We start from the raw sequence: 17,864 nt of genomic DNA, 5'->3' as shown, positions 1-17,864 counted from the left end.
GTACAAAAATAATCATTGCTTTTGATTCTTTTGCTTAATCTAACTTTTGTTTTATGATCTACCTACAAGCGCTGATTCATTACGGAATGCACTTTGGTGTGATTTATTTTTTTGCTTTAAAATTCAAGCATGCTGACTTTTCTGTTTTTAAAATTTATTTGATTTTTTTGTCAACCATGTTGATTGATATCGACCATTTATGGGCAACTCCAATTTTTCAGGCCAATCGATGCAGTTTTGGATATCATACTTTTCATTCACTTTATGCTTTTTTAATCTATATTTTAATCTATTTCTTAACGAAATCAAGTTGGCTGAAATTGATTAGCTTTGGTTTAATATTTCATCTTATTACTGATGAAGTCGATTGCTTGATGACAATGATGAAAAACTCTATTTAAAACACCAATGCGAAAAATTGTATTTTTGATTTTGATCAATTTCTTATTGATGCTTAAAGCTTCAGCACAAAGCATGAATTTAGAATTTCAAAAAGATTTCTTGTTAGAGGCTGAAAAGTTTTTCGGTGTAGATGATTTTGCTGCAATTTATTTCAGTGCGGATCGTGTTTTTTATAAACAATCGAAACAAAAGCAACTCAGTTTTCAAGACTTTCAATTGGGAGAAATCACGCATGTTGATTTATTAAACCCACTCAGGATCAGTCTTTTCTATAAAAATGCCAATACAGTTGTTATTTTAGATAATCATCTCAATGAAATTACACGCCTTGATTTTTCAAGTTTAGAAAATCCAATATCTGCTGAATTTGCTTCACTCTCTAGAAAAAATCAGCTTTGGGTGGTTGATGCATTAAGTGGAAACCTTTTAAATATTGATATTAATTCTTTAAAAGTTATATCGGAAAGTTTGCCGCTTGAGACGCCTTATCAATCTTTTGCAAGTGATTATAATAATTTTGTTTATACAGGATCAAAACAGTTATATATTTACTCAACTTATGCAACTTTTGTAAAATCTATTAATGTTAAACCAGTAGTGAAGATGAAACTTAATCAGGGACAACTTTTGTATAAAACTAATGAAGATTTGATTTTGCTTCATCTAAAAACAGAAGATGAAAAAAAGCTAAAACTTCCTGATATTCTTATTCAAGATTTTCATTTGAATGGTGAAAACCTCTATCTTTACGACGGTAAAAAAGTATATTTTTTCAAAATTACTGTCTAAATCATTGAAGATATGCATGTTGCAATTGCAGGAAATATAGGAGCAGGAAAAACGACGCTCACACGTTTATTAGCAAAACATTATAATTGGGAACCTGAGTTTGAAGATGTGATTGAAAACCCATATTTGGAAAACTTTTATGCTGACATGAAGCGTTGGTCTTTCAATTTACAAATCTTCTTCTTAAACAGCCGTTTTCGACAAATACTAGATATTCGAGAAGGTAAAAAAGATGTAATTCAAGACAGAACAATTTATGAAGATGCCTTTATTTTTGCGCCTAATCTTCATCAAATGGGCTATATGTCTGATCGCGATTATCAGAATTATGCTTCATTATTTGAATTGATGGAATCCGTGACAGAATCACCAGATTTGTTGATTTATTTAAGAAGTTCGGTTCCTAATTTAGTCAAGCAAATTCAAAGTCGTGGCCGTGATTATGAAAATTCAATTTCAATCGATTACCTCAATCGTTTAAATGAACGTTACGATGAATGGATCAGTAATTATGATAAAGGGAAGTTGCTTATTATTGATGTTGATGGTTTAAATTTTGTTGATGAGCCTGAAGACTTAGGCGAAATCATCAACCGTATTGATGGTGAATTACACGGGTTATTTTAATTAACTTTTGTTAAATCTTTAATTTTTTATTATGTTTTCAACAGGTCAGCTTGTTTTTGCAGTGTTATTTTTTGTTGCTTTTGTTATCGTCATTTTCTTTATGTACCGAAAAGACAAAGCGCTACGAGCGATTCATTATAAAAATTCAAGATATGTAATTTATGCTTTTTTTGTTTTCCTGATAATTCTTTTCTTAATGAAGTTTGTGCTTCATAATTAATTATATCTTTTTGTATTAGTTTGTAGATTTCATATTTTTGGGCAAACCCCGCTCCAAAATGTCAAAATACAAGTTAATTCTCTTACTCATATTCTGGGTACATTTTTCTTTCGCACAAAATAAATCTCTGGATCGCTTTTTTAAACGTGCACAATTAGACTCAATTGAACAAATTGTTTTTAACGAAAATGAACTTTCAGGTATTGAAGATCAGCTTGTGACTGCTAATTATTATACTGTTCAAAAGAAGTTAGAGAAATCTTTTGAAATTCTTTTAAGCATTGATACGCTTCAGCTTAGTAACAAAAATTTAGCGTATTACCATCATTTTCTTGGGAAAGCCTATGATCACAACAGTAATTTTGACTTAGCATTTAAACATTATCAAAAAGCCCAAAAACGTTATCTTGATATCGGCGATAAATTACGCTATAATGATTTGAATTTGGACATTTATTACACAATGTTCGACCCGACTTTTTACAGCAAATCTCAACCTAAATACCTCGAGGCTTACGCTGAAAACGCTAAAAAATTAGACAACCTGAATCAATTATGCTTTTTAGAAATAGAAAAAGCTTTTAATAGCATTGAAGTTGATACAACTTATCAAGATTTTTTAACCCATTTAAATAAGGCCTACGACTACAATAGTCAAGATAAAAATCCTTTTACACTAGGTATTCTTCATACTTATAAAGGCATGTATTACACGGATTATATTTTTGATAAAGATTCAGCAAAATATTATTATAATAAAGGCATTAGGATTAATCGTAAATTAGGTTTGCAGAATAAAATTCGTTTAGCATATCATAATTTGGCTGAATTAGAGCGAATTCAAGGCAATCACAGTAAAGCAATTAATTATGCTAAAATGACGATCAAGCAAAGCAATAAAAGTATTGATCATGACTTGAGTGCTTATGTTTACGAGTTGATGGCCGAAGATTTTATGGCCTTAAAAAAACCAGATTCGGCTTATGTGTATTTAGAAAAATCAATGAATTATTTAGATAGTCTTAATGCTCAAAAGCAGAATATTAACTTAACACGATTTCAGGCTGATAAGAAGGAAAAAGAAAATTTGATTCTCACTCAAAAGAATGAACAAAATCGAATAGTTATTTATTCAACTTTTGGAATTTCCGCTGTTTTACTACTTCTTTCATTCTTGTATTATCAAAATTTTAAAAGACAACAATTGATTAAACAACAAAAAAGTCAATTGAAAATTAATAGGACTGAGAAAAAGTTAAAAGAACAAGAATTAAAAGCAATTGATGCTTTACTTGAAGGTCAAGAAAAAGAGCGTCAGCAAATAGCTAGTGATTTACATGACCATGTTGGAGCAAACTTAGCTTCAATCAGCGCATATTTTGAAGTTTTAAAACAAAAAATGTCAAACACTAAAGATGCAGAAGTTTTTGCGAAAACTTATGAATTACTGAGGTCAACTTATAAAGATATCCGTGGACTTTCACATTACAAAAACTCTGAAATGATTGCTGATAAAATCTTTTTTGTAGCGCTGAAAGATTTATGTCAACAAATAGAAGATCTTCATGAAATCAAATTTAAAATTCATAGCTTTAATACAAATCAAAAAATACCACAGCATCTTGAAGTTGGTTTGTTTAGAATTTTACAAGAATTATTAGCGAATGTTGTTAAACATGCTAAGGCTCAAAATGTTGAAATCCATGTCAATTTTTATGATGGTAGTTTAAATATTATCGTAGAAGATGACGGTGTTGGTTTTGATGTTGAAAAAATAGAAAATAACGGAATGGGATTGTCAAGTATCAAAAAAAGGTTGGAAAGTTTGAAAGGAGATATGCAGATAGATACACGAATTAATAGAGGAACCACGATTATTTTAGATGTAAAATTATGATTAAGATCGCTTTTGCAGATGACCACCAAGCATTGATTGATGGCGTTAAAATGCTTCTTGAGAACACACCGAATTTTGAATTTATCGGTGCGGCTCATAATGGAGTCGAGATGCTTAAACTTTTAGAAAACAATAAAATTGATGTTGTTATTACCGATCTGAAAATGCCGGATATGGATGGTTTTGCGTTAACTCAAAAAATAAAAGAGAATTTTCCTGAAATCAAAGTCATTGTTTTCTCTATGTTCGATCAACCTGAAGCGGTCAAAAAGGCCTCTGATGCTGGCGCTGATGCTTACGTTCTTAAAACTTCTTCGCTTGATGTTTTAGTCTTAGCGATTCATAAAATCGTTGCTGGAAATACGTTTTATGATAAAGATATTTCTCGTGATTTAAAACAAGCAACAGAGTTCATACCTAACTCATTATTATCTTCAACAGAACAGAAAATTCTTGGCCTAATCGCAAATGGTAAAACTTCTGAAGAGATTGCCGATGTTCAAAATTGTGCAATTTCGACTGTTTATACACACCGAAAAAATATGGCTGCAAAATTAAAATTAAAGGGTAAGAATGAGCTGCTGAAATATGCAGTTGAAAATAAATATAACTTTTCTTAAAATAACAATATGTCAATATTACTTGTTTGTCAACATCGCGATTCAAAACCTTGGTTCAAGGCTTTTAATGAAAAAAATCCGGATTTAGATATTCAGGTTTATCCTGAAGTTGAAAATCCTGATGATATTGAGTTTGCCATTTCTTGGCGTCATCCAGAGGGGATTTATAAGAACTATCCCAACTTAAAAGTCATTGCATCGATGGGAGCAGGAGTTCATCACGTTTTGAAGGATCAAACGATTCCTGATGATGTGAAAATCACAAGAATTGTCGATGAAAACCTGACACGCGATATGGCTGATTTTGCTTTGTTGAATACCCTGTTTCATATCAGAAATTATAATTTTCATATAGCGCAGCAACAAGAGAAAAATTGGCAAATAAAAGCTTACCGACAACCACAAGAAACAAAAGTTGGTATTTTAGGAATGGGTGTTTTAGGACAAGCTGTCGCTGAAAAATTAAATCAAAATGACTTTCAAGTTTTAGGATGGTCAAAATCAAAGAAAGAGAATAAAGCCTTTAGAAGTTTTACAGAAAATGAGTTTGATGAATTTATGTCACAACTCGATATTTTGATTTGCCTATTACCGTTAACTGAAGAAACAGAAGGTGTTTTAAATTATGAAAACCTTAAAAAGCTACCTCAAGGCGCAAAGATAATTAACCTTGCACGCGGGCCACATGTTGTTGATGATGATTTGCTGAAATTGCTCGATGAAGAGCATTTATCAAGTGCTATTTTAGATGTTTTTGATGAAGAACCTTTACCCAAAAATTCACCTTATTGGTCGCATCCTAAAGTTTTAGTGACACCTCACGTCGCAAGTATGACGGATCCACAATCTGTTGTTAATCAAATTTATGAGAATATTGAAAATATGAAAAACGGAAAAGATTTAAAAAATCAAGTTGATCGCTCCAAGAAATATTAATTGTCGATAGGAATCCATAACTCAGAATGCCATTTCGAAGGATTGATTTCTCTTTGGTTATCTTTCGATAACATATATATGATTGGTAATTCGTTTAAAACTTCTGAATTAGATTGATTGATGCTTTGAAAACTTTCATACCATAGTTTATCGATATTTGAATAATTTCCTAATAAGCGATGCCGTGTGTAATTTTGATTTTCGATGCGAGAAATATTGTAACCCGCATTGATTAAATCGTGAGACAATTCAGGTTCAATTAAATGAATTTGTGCTACTTGATATTGAACTTCATCAGAGCTAATTTTGTTGATTAAGATGCAATCTAATGTCACATTGATTTCTTTTTCTGCTTGATTGAAATCTTTAAAAATTGAATTTGCATTGTTCACGGCAGCATTCAAATCTGAACTTCTTTGCATTGGGGATTTTAACAAGAATCCACCAGATAAGCTTTTGTTTTCTAAAGGCTTGACGTCAAATGATTGCATTTCTTTAATGATACTTTTCTCTAAATTCTCAAGACCTTTAGTAAATTGTTTTTTAGCAATTTTAATGGCTGTTTCCTTATTGATCAATTGATTCAGTTTATCAAAAAAGTCGACTTGCGTGTCAATTTTAAGGGTTACAGAAGTTGATTTATTTTTGTTCTTAGAAACTGTCCAATCTAAATTGACATACTGATTGCTGATCCAATTTTTGAAATGAATTTGATCAGGGAAATTATTTTGTGATGGTAGTAATTCAATACTACTGTAACTTGATTTATTTGAGTTCAAAACAATATTAACCGAATCTGTTTTTGTTGCAACAGGCCAATTTTTTCTAAATGAGTCAAAGTTATTTAATTTTTGAGTAACAATTTCCTCAGGAACTTCAAACTCATGACTGACATAAGCTTTCGTTTCTATTTTCTGAAAATGAACAAATAAATAAAATCCTAAAAAAATCAGGATAATGGCAAGCAAAATATAAAGTGCTTTTTTCATGCTTTCGTCATTAATAAACCAAGGAATGTTGCTGTAAGTCCTAAAACTAAACTCAGTATAAGATAAATGAAAAAACTTTGATATGCGCCGTTTTTAAGAAGATTTAATTGATCGACGCTAAAGCTAGAGAATGTTGTAAAGCCGCCGCAAAAGCCGACTGCAGTTAAAAGATACAAATCTTGATTTTGACTTTCATCTTTTAAAAAGTAGCCTATAAAAAGTCCGATAAGAAAACTACCAACAATGTTAACTGTCAGTGTACCTAAATTAAAATCAACCCACTTAAATTGAGAAAAGTATTTGCCGATAAGGTATCGACAAATACTTCCTAAACCTCCACCTATAAAGACTAATGCGAGGTTTTTAATCATCTATGATTTACTTTTTTCTGCTGTCAATTCAGCGATTTTGATAATCACTTCAGTCGCTTTTACCATGTTTTCTAAAGGAACATATTCAAATTTACCGTGGAAGTTATGTCCTCCAGCAAAAATGTTAGGGCATGGTAATCCCATATAGCTTAATTGAGCGCCATCAGTGCCACCACGAATCGGTTTGATGATAGGTTCAATATCTAAAGCTTTCATCGCTTCTTCAGCAATATCAACGATATGTTTAACAGGTTCTACTTTTTCTTTCATGTTAAAATATTGATCTTCAATCTTAATTTCGAAAGTATTTTGCCCATATTCTTCATTAAGATTTCTCACAATATCTTCCATCAATTGTTTACGAGCCTCGTATTTATCTTTGTCATGATCACGGATGATATAGTTGAGTTTCGTTTCTTCAACTTCACCATTAATCGCTGTTAAATGAAAGAAACCTTCGTAACCTTCAGTTTTTTCAGGAACTTCACCTTTTGGTAAACTATCGATGAATTTCTGAGCCAAATACATGGAGTTGATCATTTTTCCTTTGGCATAACCAGGATGTACAATACGACCATTGACTGTGACTTTAGCAGAAGCTGCATTAAAATTTTCGTATTCCAATTCCCCAATTTCACTACCATCCATTGTGTATGCATATTCAGCGCCAAACTTCTTGACATCAAATTTATGCGCACCACGACCGATTTCTTCATCAGGTGTAAAGCAAACTTTAATGTCTCCATGTTTGATATCTGGATTTCTTAATAAGTACTCCATTGCAGACATGATTTCTGTAATACCAGCCTTATCATCAGCACCGAGTAGCGTTGTGCCATCTGTCGTGATAATTGTATTTCCGATATATCTTCTTAAATCGTCAAAATAACTTGGAGACAAAACAATATTTTTTTCTTGATTTAGAACGATGTCTTTCCCATCATAATTTTCATGAATTTGCGGGTTGACATTTTTACCTGTATAATCAGGAGAGGTATCAAAGTGTGAAACAAAACCAATGGCAGGAATATCATGATCACAATTAGAAGGCAAAGTTGCCATCACGTATGCATTTTCATCAATACTGACATCACTCATCCCAATTTCCTCAAGCTCTTTTTTTAGTAAATTCGCTAAATCCCATTGTTTTTCTGTACTTGGTGTTTCATTGGAATTTGGATCACTTTCTGTATCGATTTTGACGTAGGTTAAAAATCGTTCTAAAATCTCTTTATTATTCAGCATGTTATTATTTTTTGATGTTCAAAAATAAGCAATTTATTTTTCCTTTTCTGTTCAAATTCAATTGAGAAATCTTATTATTAAGTTATTTTTGCAAAAACATTGGCTCGTGTATAATTCTCTTCTTAAACCACTTCTTTTTCAGTTTGATCCTGAAAAAGTGCATCATTTTACTTTCAAGACTTTACGCCAGTTTCATAATATCCCTGGCTTCAATTCTTTATTTTTTAAAAAATATCAAGTCAAATCTGAAAAGTTAGAAACTGAAGTTTTTGGTATTAAATTTCCAAACCCTGTTGGTTTAGCTGCTGGCTTTGATAAAGATGCAAAACTTTATAAAGAGCTGTCAAGTCTTGGCTTTGGTTTTATAGAAATCGGAACCGTCACGCCAAAACCTCAAGATGGAAATCCAAAAAAACGCTTATTTAGGCTTAAAGAAGATGAGGCGATTATCAATAGAATGGGTTTTAATAATGAAGGAGTTGAAGCGACTGTCAGAAGATTGAAAGACAATAAAGATGTGATTATTGGCGGAAATATTGGTAAAAATAAAATAACAGCCAATGAAGAAGCACTCAATGATTATGCGATTTGTTTTCAAGCTTTGTTTGATGTTGTTGATTATTTTGTTGTGAATGTAAGTTCACCAAATACGCCTAACTTAAGAGCTTTACAAGATAAAGAGCCACTCACAAAGTTACTTTTGCATTTACAAAAGCTTAATAAAGCGAAAGAAAAGCAGAAACCGATTTTATTAAAAATTGCGCCAGACTTAACAGATGATCAGCTTTTAGATATTATTTCAATCGTTGAAACTACAAAAATAGCTGGCGTGATTGCAACGAATACAACAATTAGTCGTGAAGGTTTAACTTCTTCTGATAAAGATGAAATGGGTGGATTGAGTGGGAAACCACTGACAAAGCGTTCAACTGAAGTAATAAAATTTTTGAAAGAAAATAGCCAAACTAAGTTTCCAATTATTGGTGTTGGCGGAATTATGACCGCTGATGATGCAATGGAAAAATTTAAAGCAGGTGCAAGTTTAGTTCAGCTTTACACTGGTTTTATTTATAAAGGGCCTCAGCTTATAAAAGACATTAATGAGGCTGTTCTTCAACAAAGAGAATCCTAAATTATGATTTTGTATTCATAAAGTAATAAGGACTTATTTAACTGAAAGCTTTATTAAATACAGCAAAATCTTATCTTTGAGGCATGGAATCAGTGAAGATAATCGAATGCCCACGTGATGCTATGCAAGGCATCAAAAATTTTATTTCTACAGATAAAAAAACAAAATACATACAGTCTTTGTTGAATTGTGGTTTTGATACCATTGATTTTGGAAGTTTTGTTTCGCCCAAAGCGATTCCACAGATGCGAGATACGGCTGAAGTTTTAGGTCAATTAGATTTAAGCCGAACACAAAGTCAATTGTTAGCAATTGTTGCGAATTTACGTGGCGCTCAAGATGCTTGTCAGTTTGACGAAATTGATTATTTGGGTTATCCTTTTTCAATTTCTGAGAATTTCCAGATGCGAAACACACATAAAACCATAGCAGAATCTGTTGAGGTTCTTAAATCTATTATTGAAGTTGCACATCGACATGATAAAAAAGTTGTGGCTTATTTATCAATGGGTTTTGGAAATCCTTATGGAGATCCATGGAATGTTGATATTGTTGCTGAGTGGACAGAGAAACTTGCTCAACTCGGTGTCGAGATTTTATCACTTTCTGACACTGTGGGTACTTCTGATCGGGAAACGATAGAATATCTCTTTTCAAATTTGATTCCTCAATATCCTAAAATTGAGTTTGGCGCACATTTGCATACAACACCATCAGCTTGGCACGACAAAATTGATGCTGCTTATAAAGCAGGTTGTCGCCGTTTTGATGGCGCGATTAAAGGTTTTGGTGGTTGCCCGATGGCAAAAGATAAGCTGACAGGAAATATGCCAACCGAAAAAATGCTTTCTTATTTCACGCAGCATAAAGTTGATACCAATATCAAAATGACGAGTTTTGAGGCGGCTTATAATCAGTCGATGCAGGTTTTCTGATAAGATTGAGTCAGCTCATTTTTTCTCTTTACCTTTGCAGTGTGAAAAATTCTAAGAAAGATATACGCGCGTTAAGTAAAAAAGAACTTCAAGATTTCTTTGTGGCTCAGGGAGATAAATCATTTCGTGGCACTCAAGTTTATGAGTGGCTGTGGCAAAAAGCTTGTTATGATTTTGATGATATGACAAATATCTCAAAACAAACGCGTGAAATGCTTCAGGAAAACTTCGTGATTAATAACATCGAAGTTGATACCATGCAGCGCAGTTCTGATGGAACCATCAAAAATGCTGTCAAACTTCATGATGGCTTTACGGTTGAATCTGTTTTGATTCCGACTTATTCCCGAACAACAGCTTGTGTTTCTTCACAAGTAGGTTGTAGTTTAGATTGTAAATTTTGTGCAACAGCACAATTAAAGCGTTTGCGAAATCTGAACGCCGATGAAATTTATGACCAAGTTGTCGCTATTGACAGAGAAAGCCGTCTGTATAACGATATGCCTTTGTCAAATATCGTGTATATGGGAATGGGCGAACCTTTGATGAATTATAACAATGTTCTCAAATCTATAGAGAAAATCACATCACCTGAAGGTTTAGGAATGTCACCAAGGCGAATTACTTTATCAACTTCAGGTGTTCCGAAAATGATTATAAAATTGGCAGATGATGAAGTGAAATTCAATTTAGCTGTTTCATTGCATTCAGCAAGAAATGAAGTTAGGAGTCAAATTATGCCTTTTAACGAAAGATTTCCTTTAGAAGATTTACGTGATGCTTTAATTTATTGGTACGAGAAAACAAACAAACCTGTCACTTACGAATACATCGTGTGGGAAGGTATTAACGATACTCATCAAGACATTCGTGCATTAATTGAATTTTGCAGACACATTCCTTGTAAAGTTAATTTGATAGAGTACAATCCGATTGATGATGGACATTTTCAACAAGCTTCAGATGATGCTGTTGCGAAATATAAAAATGCACTTGAAGCAAACAGAATAACAGTAACTTTAAGACACTCAAGAGGTAAAGATATTGATGCTGCTTGCGGACAATTAGCTAACAAGCATTAAATTTAAAATACTTTGAAAAAAAGAAAACCCAGAACGAAAGTTCTGGGTTTTGTTATTCTAAGAAAAACTTAGATTATTTAACAAACTTGAAAGTTTGAGTTTTTCCTTCAATAGTCACTTTAGAGATAAACATACCTGAGTTTAAATCACCTAAATCAACATTAGCACTATTTTGTGCTGGATTTACAGTTTTCACTGATTGACCTAACATATTGTAAATTTCAACTTGATCAATTGCATTTTCAGCATTGATTGTTAAAGTGTTGTTGTTTACAAAATGCTCAAGAACTTTTTCAGCTTTGATATCCTCTAAACCTAAAGTTCCAGAAGTAGTAAAAGACCATACAGAACCTATGGTAGAGCCTGCTGTATTAGTACTTGTAATTCTCCAATAATAAGTGGAATTCATAGCGAGACCTTGTAAAGTTATTCCAGGGCTTGACAAAGTTGTATTAAATAATGCAACAGTCGCATCATCGCCAAGATCAAAAGTATAACTTGAAGCAGCTTCAGAACCTGCAGGTAATTCAAAACTAAATTCATAAGCTAAAAGAGGTTGACCTGTTGTACCAGTTTCTCCAGTATCAAAAAGGTTTACTGTTGCACCATCAGCAGGATCTGGATTGATTGCAGCCATTGGAGCAGCAGAAGCAGGAGCTTGAACGATTACATTATCAATAGAAACCTGAGCTCCATCATTACCTACATAATTAAAAGCAATTTTAACATCTGTTTCATTAACATAACTAGTTAGAGGAAGGTTAAGTGTAAACCACTCAAAATCAGCGATTGTGCCTGCGTAATCTTCTTCAACCCATTCATCAGTCCAAGTTGTTCCACCGTCAGTAGATACCTTAATAAATAAATCAGCACCAGCTTCAGTAATCATCCAAGTGTTACTCATTAATAAGTCAACTGTTAATACTGCGTCGCTTAAGCTAGTCATATCAATTGAAGGAGTTATTAACCACTCGTCCATAGGATCTATGTCTGAATATAAAATATTTGCGTATTGGTCTCCAGATTGAGGGTCTACAAAAAGAGACCAATTCGAATCAGGGTTAGCATGTGAAGTGATTATATTCCAAGTAGCTGGAATTGTTGTTTCACTTTGAAAGTCTTCAGAGAAAACTTGTGCATTTAAACTCAATGATGCTACAAACATCATCAGTAATAAAGTAATTTTTTTCATGTTAATTTATTTTAAGTTATTAAATCAGGTGTGAAGATATAATAAATCATAAAAAGTCCAAACAATTATTCGTTAAAAAGTAATAAGATTGTTGTTTTTTAAGAGAATGTATGCCATGCTTGAACTCTAGAGGAGGTTTAGAGTGATGATAAAAAGTTTTCTTATCCAGAATAATTAAGTTGCCATAATAAAATAACGAGTTCTATTCTTAAATTATTCTTAGCTTCTTTTATTATTCTTAGCTTCTTTTATGAATGAAATTTATATTTACTTTGCTATTTTTGACTTATGAAAATTGTTTATAAAATTAAGGAACCCATTGCGCATGAAATGGAACTTTTCGAGAAAAAGTTTTCGCTTTTTATGTCTTCAAGGGTTGCGCTGCTTAATAAAATCACGCACTTTATTGTGAATCGTAAAGGAAAACAAATGCGACCGATGTTTGTTTTTCTTGTGGCTAAAATGGTTTCAAAAGGTGAGGTCAACGATCGCACATATCGCGGTGCCTCCGTTATTGAACTTATTCATACCGCAACTTTAGTTCATGATGATGTTGTGGATGATAGCAACCAACGTCGAGGTTTTTTCTCAATAAACGCTTTGTGGAAAAATAAAATTGCTGTGCTTGTTGGTGATTATTTATTATCAAAAGGCTTACTGCTTTCAATTGATAATGATGATTTTGATTTGTTGAAAATTATTTCAGTTGCTGTTCGTGAGATGAGTGAAGGCGAACTTTTACAAATTGAAAAAGCAAGACGACTTGACATTACTGAAGATGTTTATTATGATATCATTCGTCAGAAAACAGCAACACTAATTGCGGCTTGCTGTAGTTTGGGGGCTGCTGCCGTTAAGCCTAATTCACGAGATGTTGAAGATATGCGAAAGTTTGGCGAGTTAATCGGGATGGCTTTTCAAATAAAAGATGATTTGTTTGATTATGGTCAGCAGAAAATTGGCAAACCAACAGGTATAGATATTAAGGAGCAAAAAATGACTTTACCTTTAATATATGCTTTAAATCAAGCTTCAAAAAAAGATAAAAAGTGGTTGATCAATTCTGTTAAAAACCATAATAAGGATTCTAAACGTGTTCAAGAAGTGATTCAATATGTCAAAGATTCAGGAGGTCTTGATTATGCAAAACAAAAGATGCATGCCTATAAAGATGAAGCACTTCGATATTTAAATAAATATCCTGAATCTGATTATAAAGCTTCTTTATTATTAATGGTCGATTATGTGATTAATCGCGAAAAATAAAATTTGAATTGATATCAAAAGCAACAATAGATAAAGTATTTGATGCTGCAAGGGTAGAAGAGGTGATCGGTGATTTTGTTCAGCTCAAAAAAGCAGGCTCCAATTTTAAAGGTTTGAGTCCTTTTTCTGATGAACGCACACCGAGTTTTATGGTATCGCCAGTGAAGCAAATCTGGAAAGACTTTTCATCAGGTAAAGGCGGAAATGCGATAAGCTTCATCATGGAGCACGAGCATTATTCTTATCCTGAAGCCATCAGATATTTAGCCAAAAAATATGGTATTGAAATTGAAGAGACCGAACAGACAGATGAAGAAAAAGAAAAAGCTTCGGTTAAAGAAAGTATGTTTGCGGTTTCGGCTTTTGCACGTGACTTTTTTGTTAAGCAACTTTTCAAAACTGATGAGGGGAAATCTGTTGGTTTAAGCTATTTTAAAGAACGTGGTTTTACAAATGAAACCATCAAGAAATTTGAACTTGGGTATTCACCTGAAAATTGGTCTGCATTAACCGACCGTGCGCAGAAAGAAAAGTACCAACTCGATTATCTTTTATCAACAGGTTTAACCAAAAAAAGTGGTGAGCGCACTTATGATGCTTTTCGTGGTCGCGTTATTTTTCCGATTCATTCCATGTCGGGGCGTGTGCTCGGTTTTGGAGGGCGTATTTTAGATCAATCCAAAAAAACGGCTAAATATCTTAACTCACCAGAAAGCGAGATTTACCATAAAAGTAAAATTCTTTATGGTCTATACCAAGCCAAGCAAGCGATAGCTAAAAATGATAATTGTTTGTTAGTTGAAGGTTATACTGATGTTATTCAGTTTAACCAAAGCGGTCTGAAAAATGTAGTGTCATCATCAGGAACGGCTTTAACGCCAGATCAAATCAGACTCATCAAACGTTTAACTTCAAATATCACTGTGCTTTTTGATGGTGATGCCGCTGGTCAGCGTGCTTCTTTGCGTGGGGTTGATTTGATTTTGGAACAAGACATGAATGTCAAAATTTGTAGCTTTCCAGAAGGTGAAGATCCCGATAGTTTTGCTAGAAAAAATACTTTTGAAGAGGTTTCTGATTTTTTAAAAAATAATGCGCAAGATTTTATTCAGTATAAAGCTTCTCTTTTAGCTAAAGAAGCACAGAACGATCCTGTTAAAACTTCAGAACTGACTCGCGATATTGTTGAAAGTATCGCTAAAATTCCTGATCCTATTAAGCAGGAATTATACATCAAAAGCTGTGCTGATATTATGAAAGTGTCTGAAGGGATTCTCTTTAGCACTTTAGATCAGATGCTGAATCGTCAATCTAAAAATAAGAATAAACAACAGCAGAAACAGCCAGAAAAACTCTCTAAAGTTAAAGACATTGAGTTGCCAAAAGTTGATCCGCAAAAAGAGTTGGAACGTATTATTATCGGTTTACTTTTCAAATATGGTTCTCATTCTGCGAATTTTGAAGATTTTGAAATTGACTTTGATGAAACAGGGAATGAAGTTTTAAAACCTATTTCGACTGAACATAAGGTTTATGAGAAGATTTATATGGATCTTCAAAGTGATGAAGTTGAATTTACTGATGATGTTTTCAAAGATTTATATCAAAAACTAATTGATAATTTGTCAACACAAGAAAAATTTGAAATTTCTTCGTTTATTAATAAGCTTAACCCTGAATTAGCAAGTGAAGCAACCTCTGTTGTGATGCAATTTGATAAATACGATATTCATAAATGGGAAAGTCAGAACATTTTTGTTAAAGATAGAAATGAACTCGAGCCTTCAGAAGTGACAGAAACCATCCTTAATTTAAGACGTATTCTTATCCATCAAAAAGTAGAAGAAATGCTGAAAGAAATCCAAAATGCTGATGATGATCAGCGTATGGAGATTTTACAAGAAACGATGGAGTACAAGCAACTTGAAGTTCTAATTGCCAGAAAATTAAATCGTATTATTTAAGATTCTCAGGAATTTCACAAATAGGAATTGGCGTTACTTTGTGTTGGTTTTGCTTGTTTAAACGCTGAAATATTTCTAAAACTTCAGTTTGTCTTTTGCTAAGTTGAGTAACATCTCCTTTAAAAGTCATTGCCCATTCAAGTTCATCGTAAGTCGCGCCCAATTGATCTTCATCGCTTCTTTCGTCTCCAAATAAACCATCTGTTGGTTGAGCTTTTTGGATATCATCGATAACTTCAAGTTTTTTCGCTAATGCAAAAACTTCAGACTTCATTAAGTCAGCAATCGGACTAATATCAACGCCGCCGTCACCATATTTAGTAAAAAAACCAACACCAAAATCTTCAACTTTATTTCCGGTTCCAACAACCAGTTGTTTACCAAGTCCTGCAAAATAATATAAACATGTCATGCGTAGTCGAGCTCTTGTATTGGCTAAGCTTAAATCAAGCTGAGGCGAATCTGTTGGAGGTGTTTCATTTTTAAAGGTTTCAAAAGTAGAAGTTAAATCAACAGCAACCGAACTGACATTTTTATATTTATTTTTTAAAAAATCGATATGTTTTTGAGCGCGATCAACCTGATTTTTATCTTGATGGATTGGCATTTCAACACATAAGGTCGGTTTTCCTGTAATGGCACATAAAGTTGAGACCACTGCTGAATCAATTCCGCCAGAGATACCAACGACAAAACCTTTTTGATGTGCTTTTTCTACATAATCTGTAAGCCAATTTTTGATAAAGTTTATGATTTTTTCAGATTGCATGCCTTCTCGATTAAGATTTATTATAATTACATTTGCAGTCAAATATATCAAAACCAAATAAATTTTGATGAAGCAATTGGTTAGAATTACTTTCTTTTTGAGTGGATTTGTATTTTTGATGACATCATGTTCAAATCAAGAGGATTCAAAAATTTTAAAAGAAGTTGAAGCGCAAAATATCGACATAAAAATCGATAGATTTGATCGTACTTTTGCTAATGCAGAGGCTTCAGATTTACCTGAACTTAAAAAGGAATATCCTTATTTTTTTAATCCTAATGTTCAAGATAGCTTATGGATTGATAAAATGAATGATAGTTTACAGAATGAAATTAACAGTGAAGTAGCTGAGGCTTTTGAGAGTTTTTCAGAAGAAAAGAAAGATATCGAGCGTTTTTTTAAATATGTTAAGCATTATTTCCCTCAAGTGAATAAACCCACTGTTCTGACTTTGGCTGAAAGTGTTGATTACAAAAATAAAGCAGTTGTTGTTGACACTTTATTGTTTGTGTCTCTAGATAATTATTTAGGAAAAGATCATAAATTTTACATGGATTTTGAAACATATATCAGTCAATATCAAGACAAGAAATATATGTTATCAGACATCGCTCTAACTTATGCTGAATCGCTAACCCCAAAGGCAGATTCGCGTCAATTTATTTCAAAAATGATTTACTATGGTAAATTATTGTATTTTAAAGATATTACGATTCCTTTTGAGTCTGATGCTGTGAAAATTCATTATACTGAAGATCAAATGAATTGGGCGAAAAATAATGAAAAACAAACTTGGCAACATTTTGTAGAGCAAGAAATGATCTATTCCACAAAGACTGATCTAAATGAAAGATTTATCAATTTGGCACCTTTTTCAAAATTTTATTTAGGTGTTGATAATGAATCTTCACCAAGAATTGGTCAATATATAGGGTGGCAGATTGTACGTGATTTTATGAAGGAAAACCCTGAGGTGTCACCAGCCGAAATGTTACAAATGAAAGCGATAGAAATTTTTAATAAAGCGAATTATAAACCTTAAGAAATGTCAAAAAGAAAAGCTGATATCAATATCAATCTAGAAACAGATGAGAATAAAGTTCCAGAAAAAATTAGATGGTCTGCAAAAGATGGCGGCATAGAAAACGCTGAAGCAAAAGCAGCAATGTTGTCAATCTGGGATCATAAAGCGCAAGAAACTTTACGTATTGATTTATGGACGAAAGATATGCCTGTTGATGAGATGCAGAAGTTTTTTCATCAAACCTTAGTCAGTATGGCTAACACCTTTCAGCGTGCAACAGATGATGAGAAAATGACAGCAACTTTCCACGATTTCTGTGATTACTTTGCTGAAAAATTAGAGTTGAAGAAAGAATAGTTTCAAATGCTGATCTTGTCTGCAATTAAAGATGAGATCAGCTTATT

At 32.8% G+C, this 17,864-nt stretch carries 18 protein-coding genes; 13 read left to right on the top strand and 5 right to left on the bottom strand.

The features are described 5' to 3' along the window. Positions 1-53: 53 nt before the first annotated feature. From BLV84_RS04000 to BLV84_RS03970, 6 genes are all read left to right on the top strand, one after another. The gene (locus BLV84_RS04000) at positions 54-401 is read left to right on the top strand and encodes a DUF6122 family protein (RefSeq protein ID WP_093239876.1); all 348 of its coding nucleotides are present in this window, start codon (positions 54-56) and stop codon (positions 399-401) included. Between the two features lie 7 nt (positions 402-408). Continuing rightward, positions 409-1,191, top strand: coding sequence for a hypothetical protein (locus tag BLV84_RS03995; protein WP_143521317.1), 783 nt, complete (start codon positions 409-411; stop codon positions 1,189-1,191). A gap of 12 nt (positions 1,192-1,203) precedes the next feature. After that, a complete protein-coding gene (locus BLV84_RS03990; RefSeq protein WP_093239866.1) occupies positions 1,204-1,818 on the top strand; it encodes a deoxynucleoside kinase in 615 nt (204 codons plus the stop codon). A 278-nt stretch (positions 1,819-2,096) separates the two neighbouring features. After that, positions 2,097-3,935, top strand: a complete 1,839-nt coding sequence (locus BLV84_RS03980; protein WP_093239857.1) for an ATP-binding protein — start codon at positions 2,097-2,099, stop codon at positions 3,933-3,935. Next, positions 3,932-4,555, top strand: coding sequence for a response regulator (locus BLV84_RS03975; RefSeq protein ID WP_093239852.1), 624 nt, complete (start codon positions 3,932-3,934; stop codon positions 4,553-4,555). The genes BLV84_RS03980 and BLV84_RS03975 overlap by 4 nt, the downstream gene beginning before the upstream one ends. Positions 4,556-4,564: 9 nt before the next feature. After that, complete coding sequence (locus BLV84_RS03970; RefSeq protein WP_093239849.1) at positions 4,565-5,491, top strand: 2-hydroxyacid dehydrogenase; 927 nt, start codon at positions 4,565-4,567, stop codon at positions 5,489-5,491. Here BLV84_RS03970 and BLV84_RS03965 read toward each other — a convergent pair. From BLV84_RS03965 to pepT, 3 genes are read right to left on the bottom strand one after another with little or no spacing between them, the layout of a single operon-like run. Further along, positions 5,488-6,480, bottom strand: a complete 993-nt coding sequence (locus BLV84_RS03965; RefSeq protein ID WP_093239845.1) for a hypothetical protein — start codon at positions 6,478-6,480, stop codon at positions 5,488-5,490. The two genes, BLV84_RS03970 and BLV84_RS03965, sit on opposite strands and share 4 nt — an antisense overlap. Continuing rightward, on the bottom strand, positions 6,477-6,851 hold the full coding sequence (gene crcB / locus BLV84_RS03960) for a fluoride efflux transporter CrcB (protein WP_317041003.1): 375 nt from the start codon (positions 6,849-6,851) through the stop codon (positions 6,477-6,479). Before crcB ends, BLV84_RS03965 begins: the two co-directional genes overlap by 4 nt. Further along, positions 6,852-8,096: a peptidase T gene (pepT, locus tag BLV84_RS03955; protein ID WP_093239840.1), complete on the bottom strand. Its 1,245-nt coding sequence runs from the start codon at positions 8,094-8,096 to the stop codon at positions 6,852-6,854. Positions 8,097-8,202: 106 nt separating this feature from the next. Here pepT and BLV84_RS03950 point away from each other — a divergent pair, with 106 nt between their 5' ends. The 3 genes from BLV84_RS03950 to rlmN all read left to right on the top strand — a co-directional run bounded on the left by BLV84_RS03950 (position 8,203) and on the right by rlmN (position 11,245). Next, positions 8,203-9,228, top strand: coding sequence for a quinone-dependent dihydroorotate dehydrogenase (locus tag BLV84_RS03950; RefSeq protein ID WP_093239837.1), 1,026 nt, complete (start codon positions 8,203-8,205; stop codon positions 9,226-9,228). 83 nt (positions 9,229-9,311) lie between these two features. Next, positions 9,312-10,163 carry a hydroxymethylglutaryl-CoA lyase gene (locus tag BLV84_RS03945; protein ID WP_093239834.1) on the top strand — a complete coding sequence of 284 codons (852 nt, stop codon included), beginning with the start codon at positions 9,312-9,314 and terminating at the stop codon, positions 10,161-10,163. 41 nt (positions 10,164-10,204) lie between these two features. After that, on the top strand, positions 10,205-11,245 hold the full coding sequence (gene rlmN / locus BLV84_RS03940) for a dual-specificity RNA methyltransferase RlmN (protein WP_093239831.1): 1,041 nt from the start codon (positions 10,205-10,207) through the stop codon (positions 11,243-11,245). Positions 11,246-11,318: 73 nt separating this feature from the next. Here rlmN and BLV84_RS03935 read toward each other — a convergent pair whose 3' ends face one another. Then, positions 11,319-12,437 (bottom strand): T9SS-dependent choice-of-anchor J family protein, encoded by a 1,119-nt coding sequence (locus BLV84_RS03935; RefSeq protein WP_093239827.1) that lies wholly within the window; start codon positions 12,435-12,437, stop codon positions 11,319-11,321. Between the two features lie 288 nt (positions 12,438-12,725). Between BLV84_RS03935 and BLV84_RS03930 the strand changes: the two genes are divergently transcribed. Beyond that, the gene (locus BLV84_RS03930) at positions 12,726-13,703 is read left to right on the top strand and encodes a polyprenyl synthetase family protein (RefSeq protein WP_093239822.1); all 978 of its coding nucleotides are present in this window, start codon (positions 12,726-12,728) and stop codon (positions 13,701-13,703) included. Positions 13,704-13,711: 8 nt separating this feature from the next. After that, positions 13,712-15,667 (top strand): DNA primase, encoded by a 1,956-nt coding sequence (gene dnaG, locus BLV84_RS03925; protein ID WP_093239818.1) that lies wholly within the window; start codon positions 13,712-13,714, stop codon positions 15,665-15,667. Here dnaG and nadE read toward each other — a convergent pair. After that, the gene (nadE, locus tag BLV84_RS03920) at positions 15,660-16,436 is read right to left on the bottom strand and encodes an NAD(+) synthase (protein ID WP_093240027.1); all 777 of its coding nucleotides are present in this window, start codon (positions 16,434-16,436) and stop codon (positions 15,660-15,662) included. The two genes, dnaG and nadE, sit on opposite strands and share 8 nt — an antisense overlap. 67 nt (positions 16,437-16,503) lie before the next feature. Between nadE and gldB the strand changes: the two genes are divergently transcribed. Further along, complete coding sequence (gene gldB, locus BLV84_RS03915) at positions 16,504-17,478, top strand: gliding motility lipoprotein GldB (RefSeq protein WP_093239813.1); 975 nt, start codon at positions 16,504-16,506, stop codon at positions 17,476-17,478. Positions 17,479-17,481: 3 nt separating this feature from the next. Beyond that, entirely contained in the window at positions 17,482-17,817 is a 336-nt protein-coding gene (gldC, locus tag BLV84_RS03910; RefSeq protein WP_093239810.1) for a gliding motility protein GldC, read from the top strand. Positions 17,818-17,864: the final 47 nt, after the last annotated feature.

The organism is Psychroflexus halocasei (assembly GCF_900107595.1).
Classification (GTDB): Bacteria; Bacteroidota; Bacteroidia; order Flavobacteriales; family Flavobacteriaceae; genus Psychroflexus; species Psychroflexus halocasei.
The sequence above is the reverse complement of the archived record's forward strand: the minus strand, read 5'-3'. Positions and strand labels throughout refer to the sequence as shown.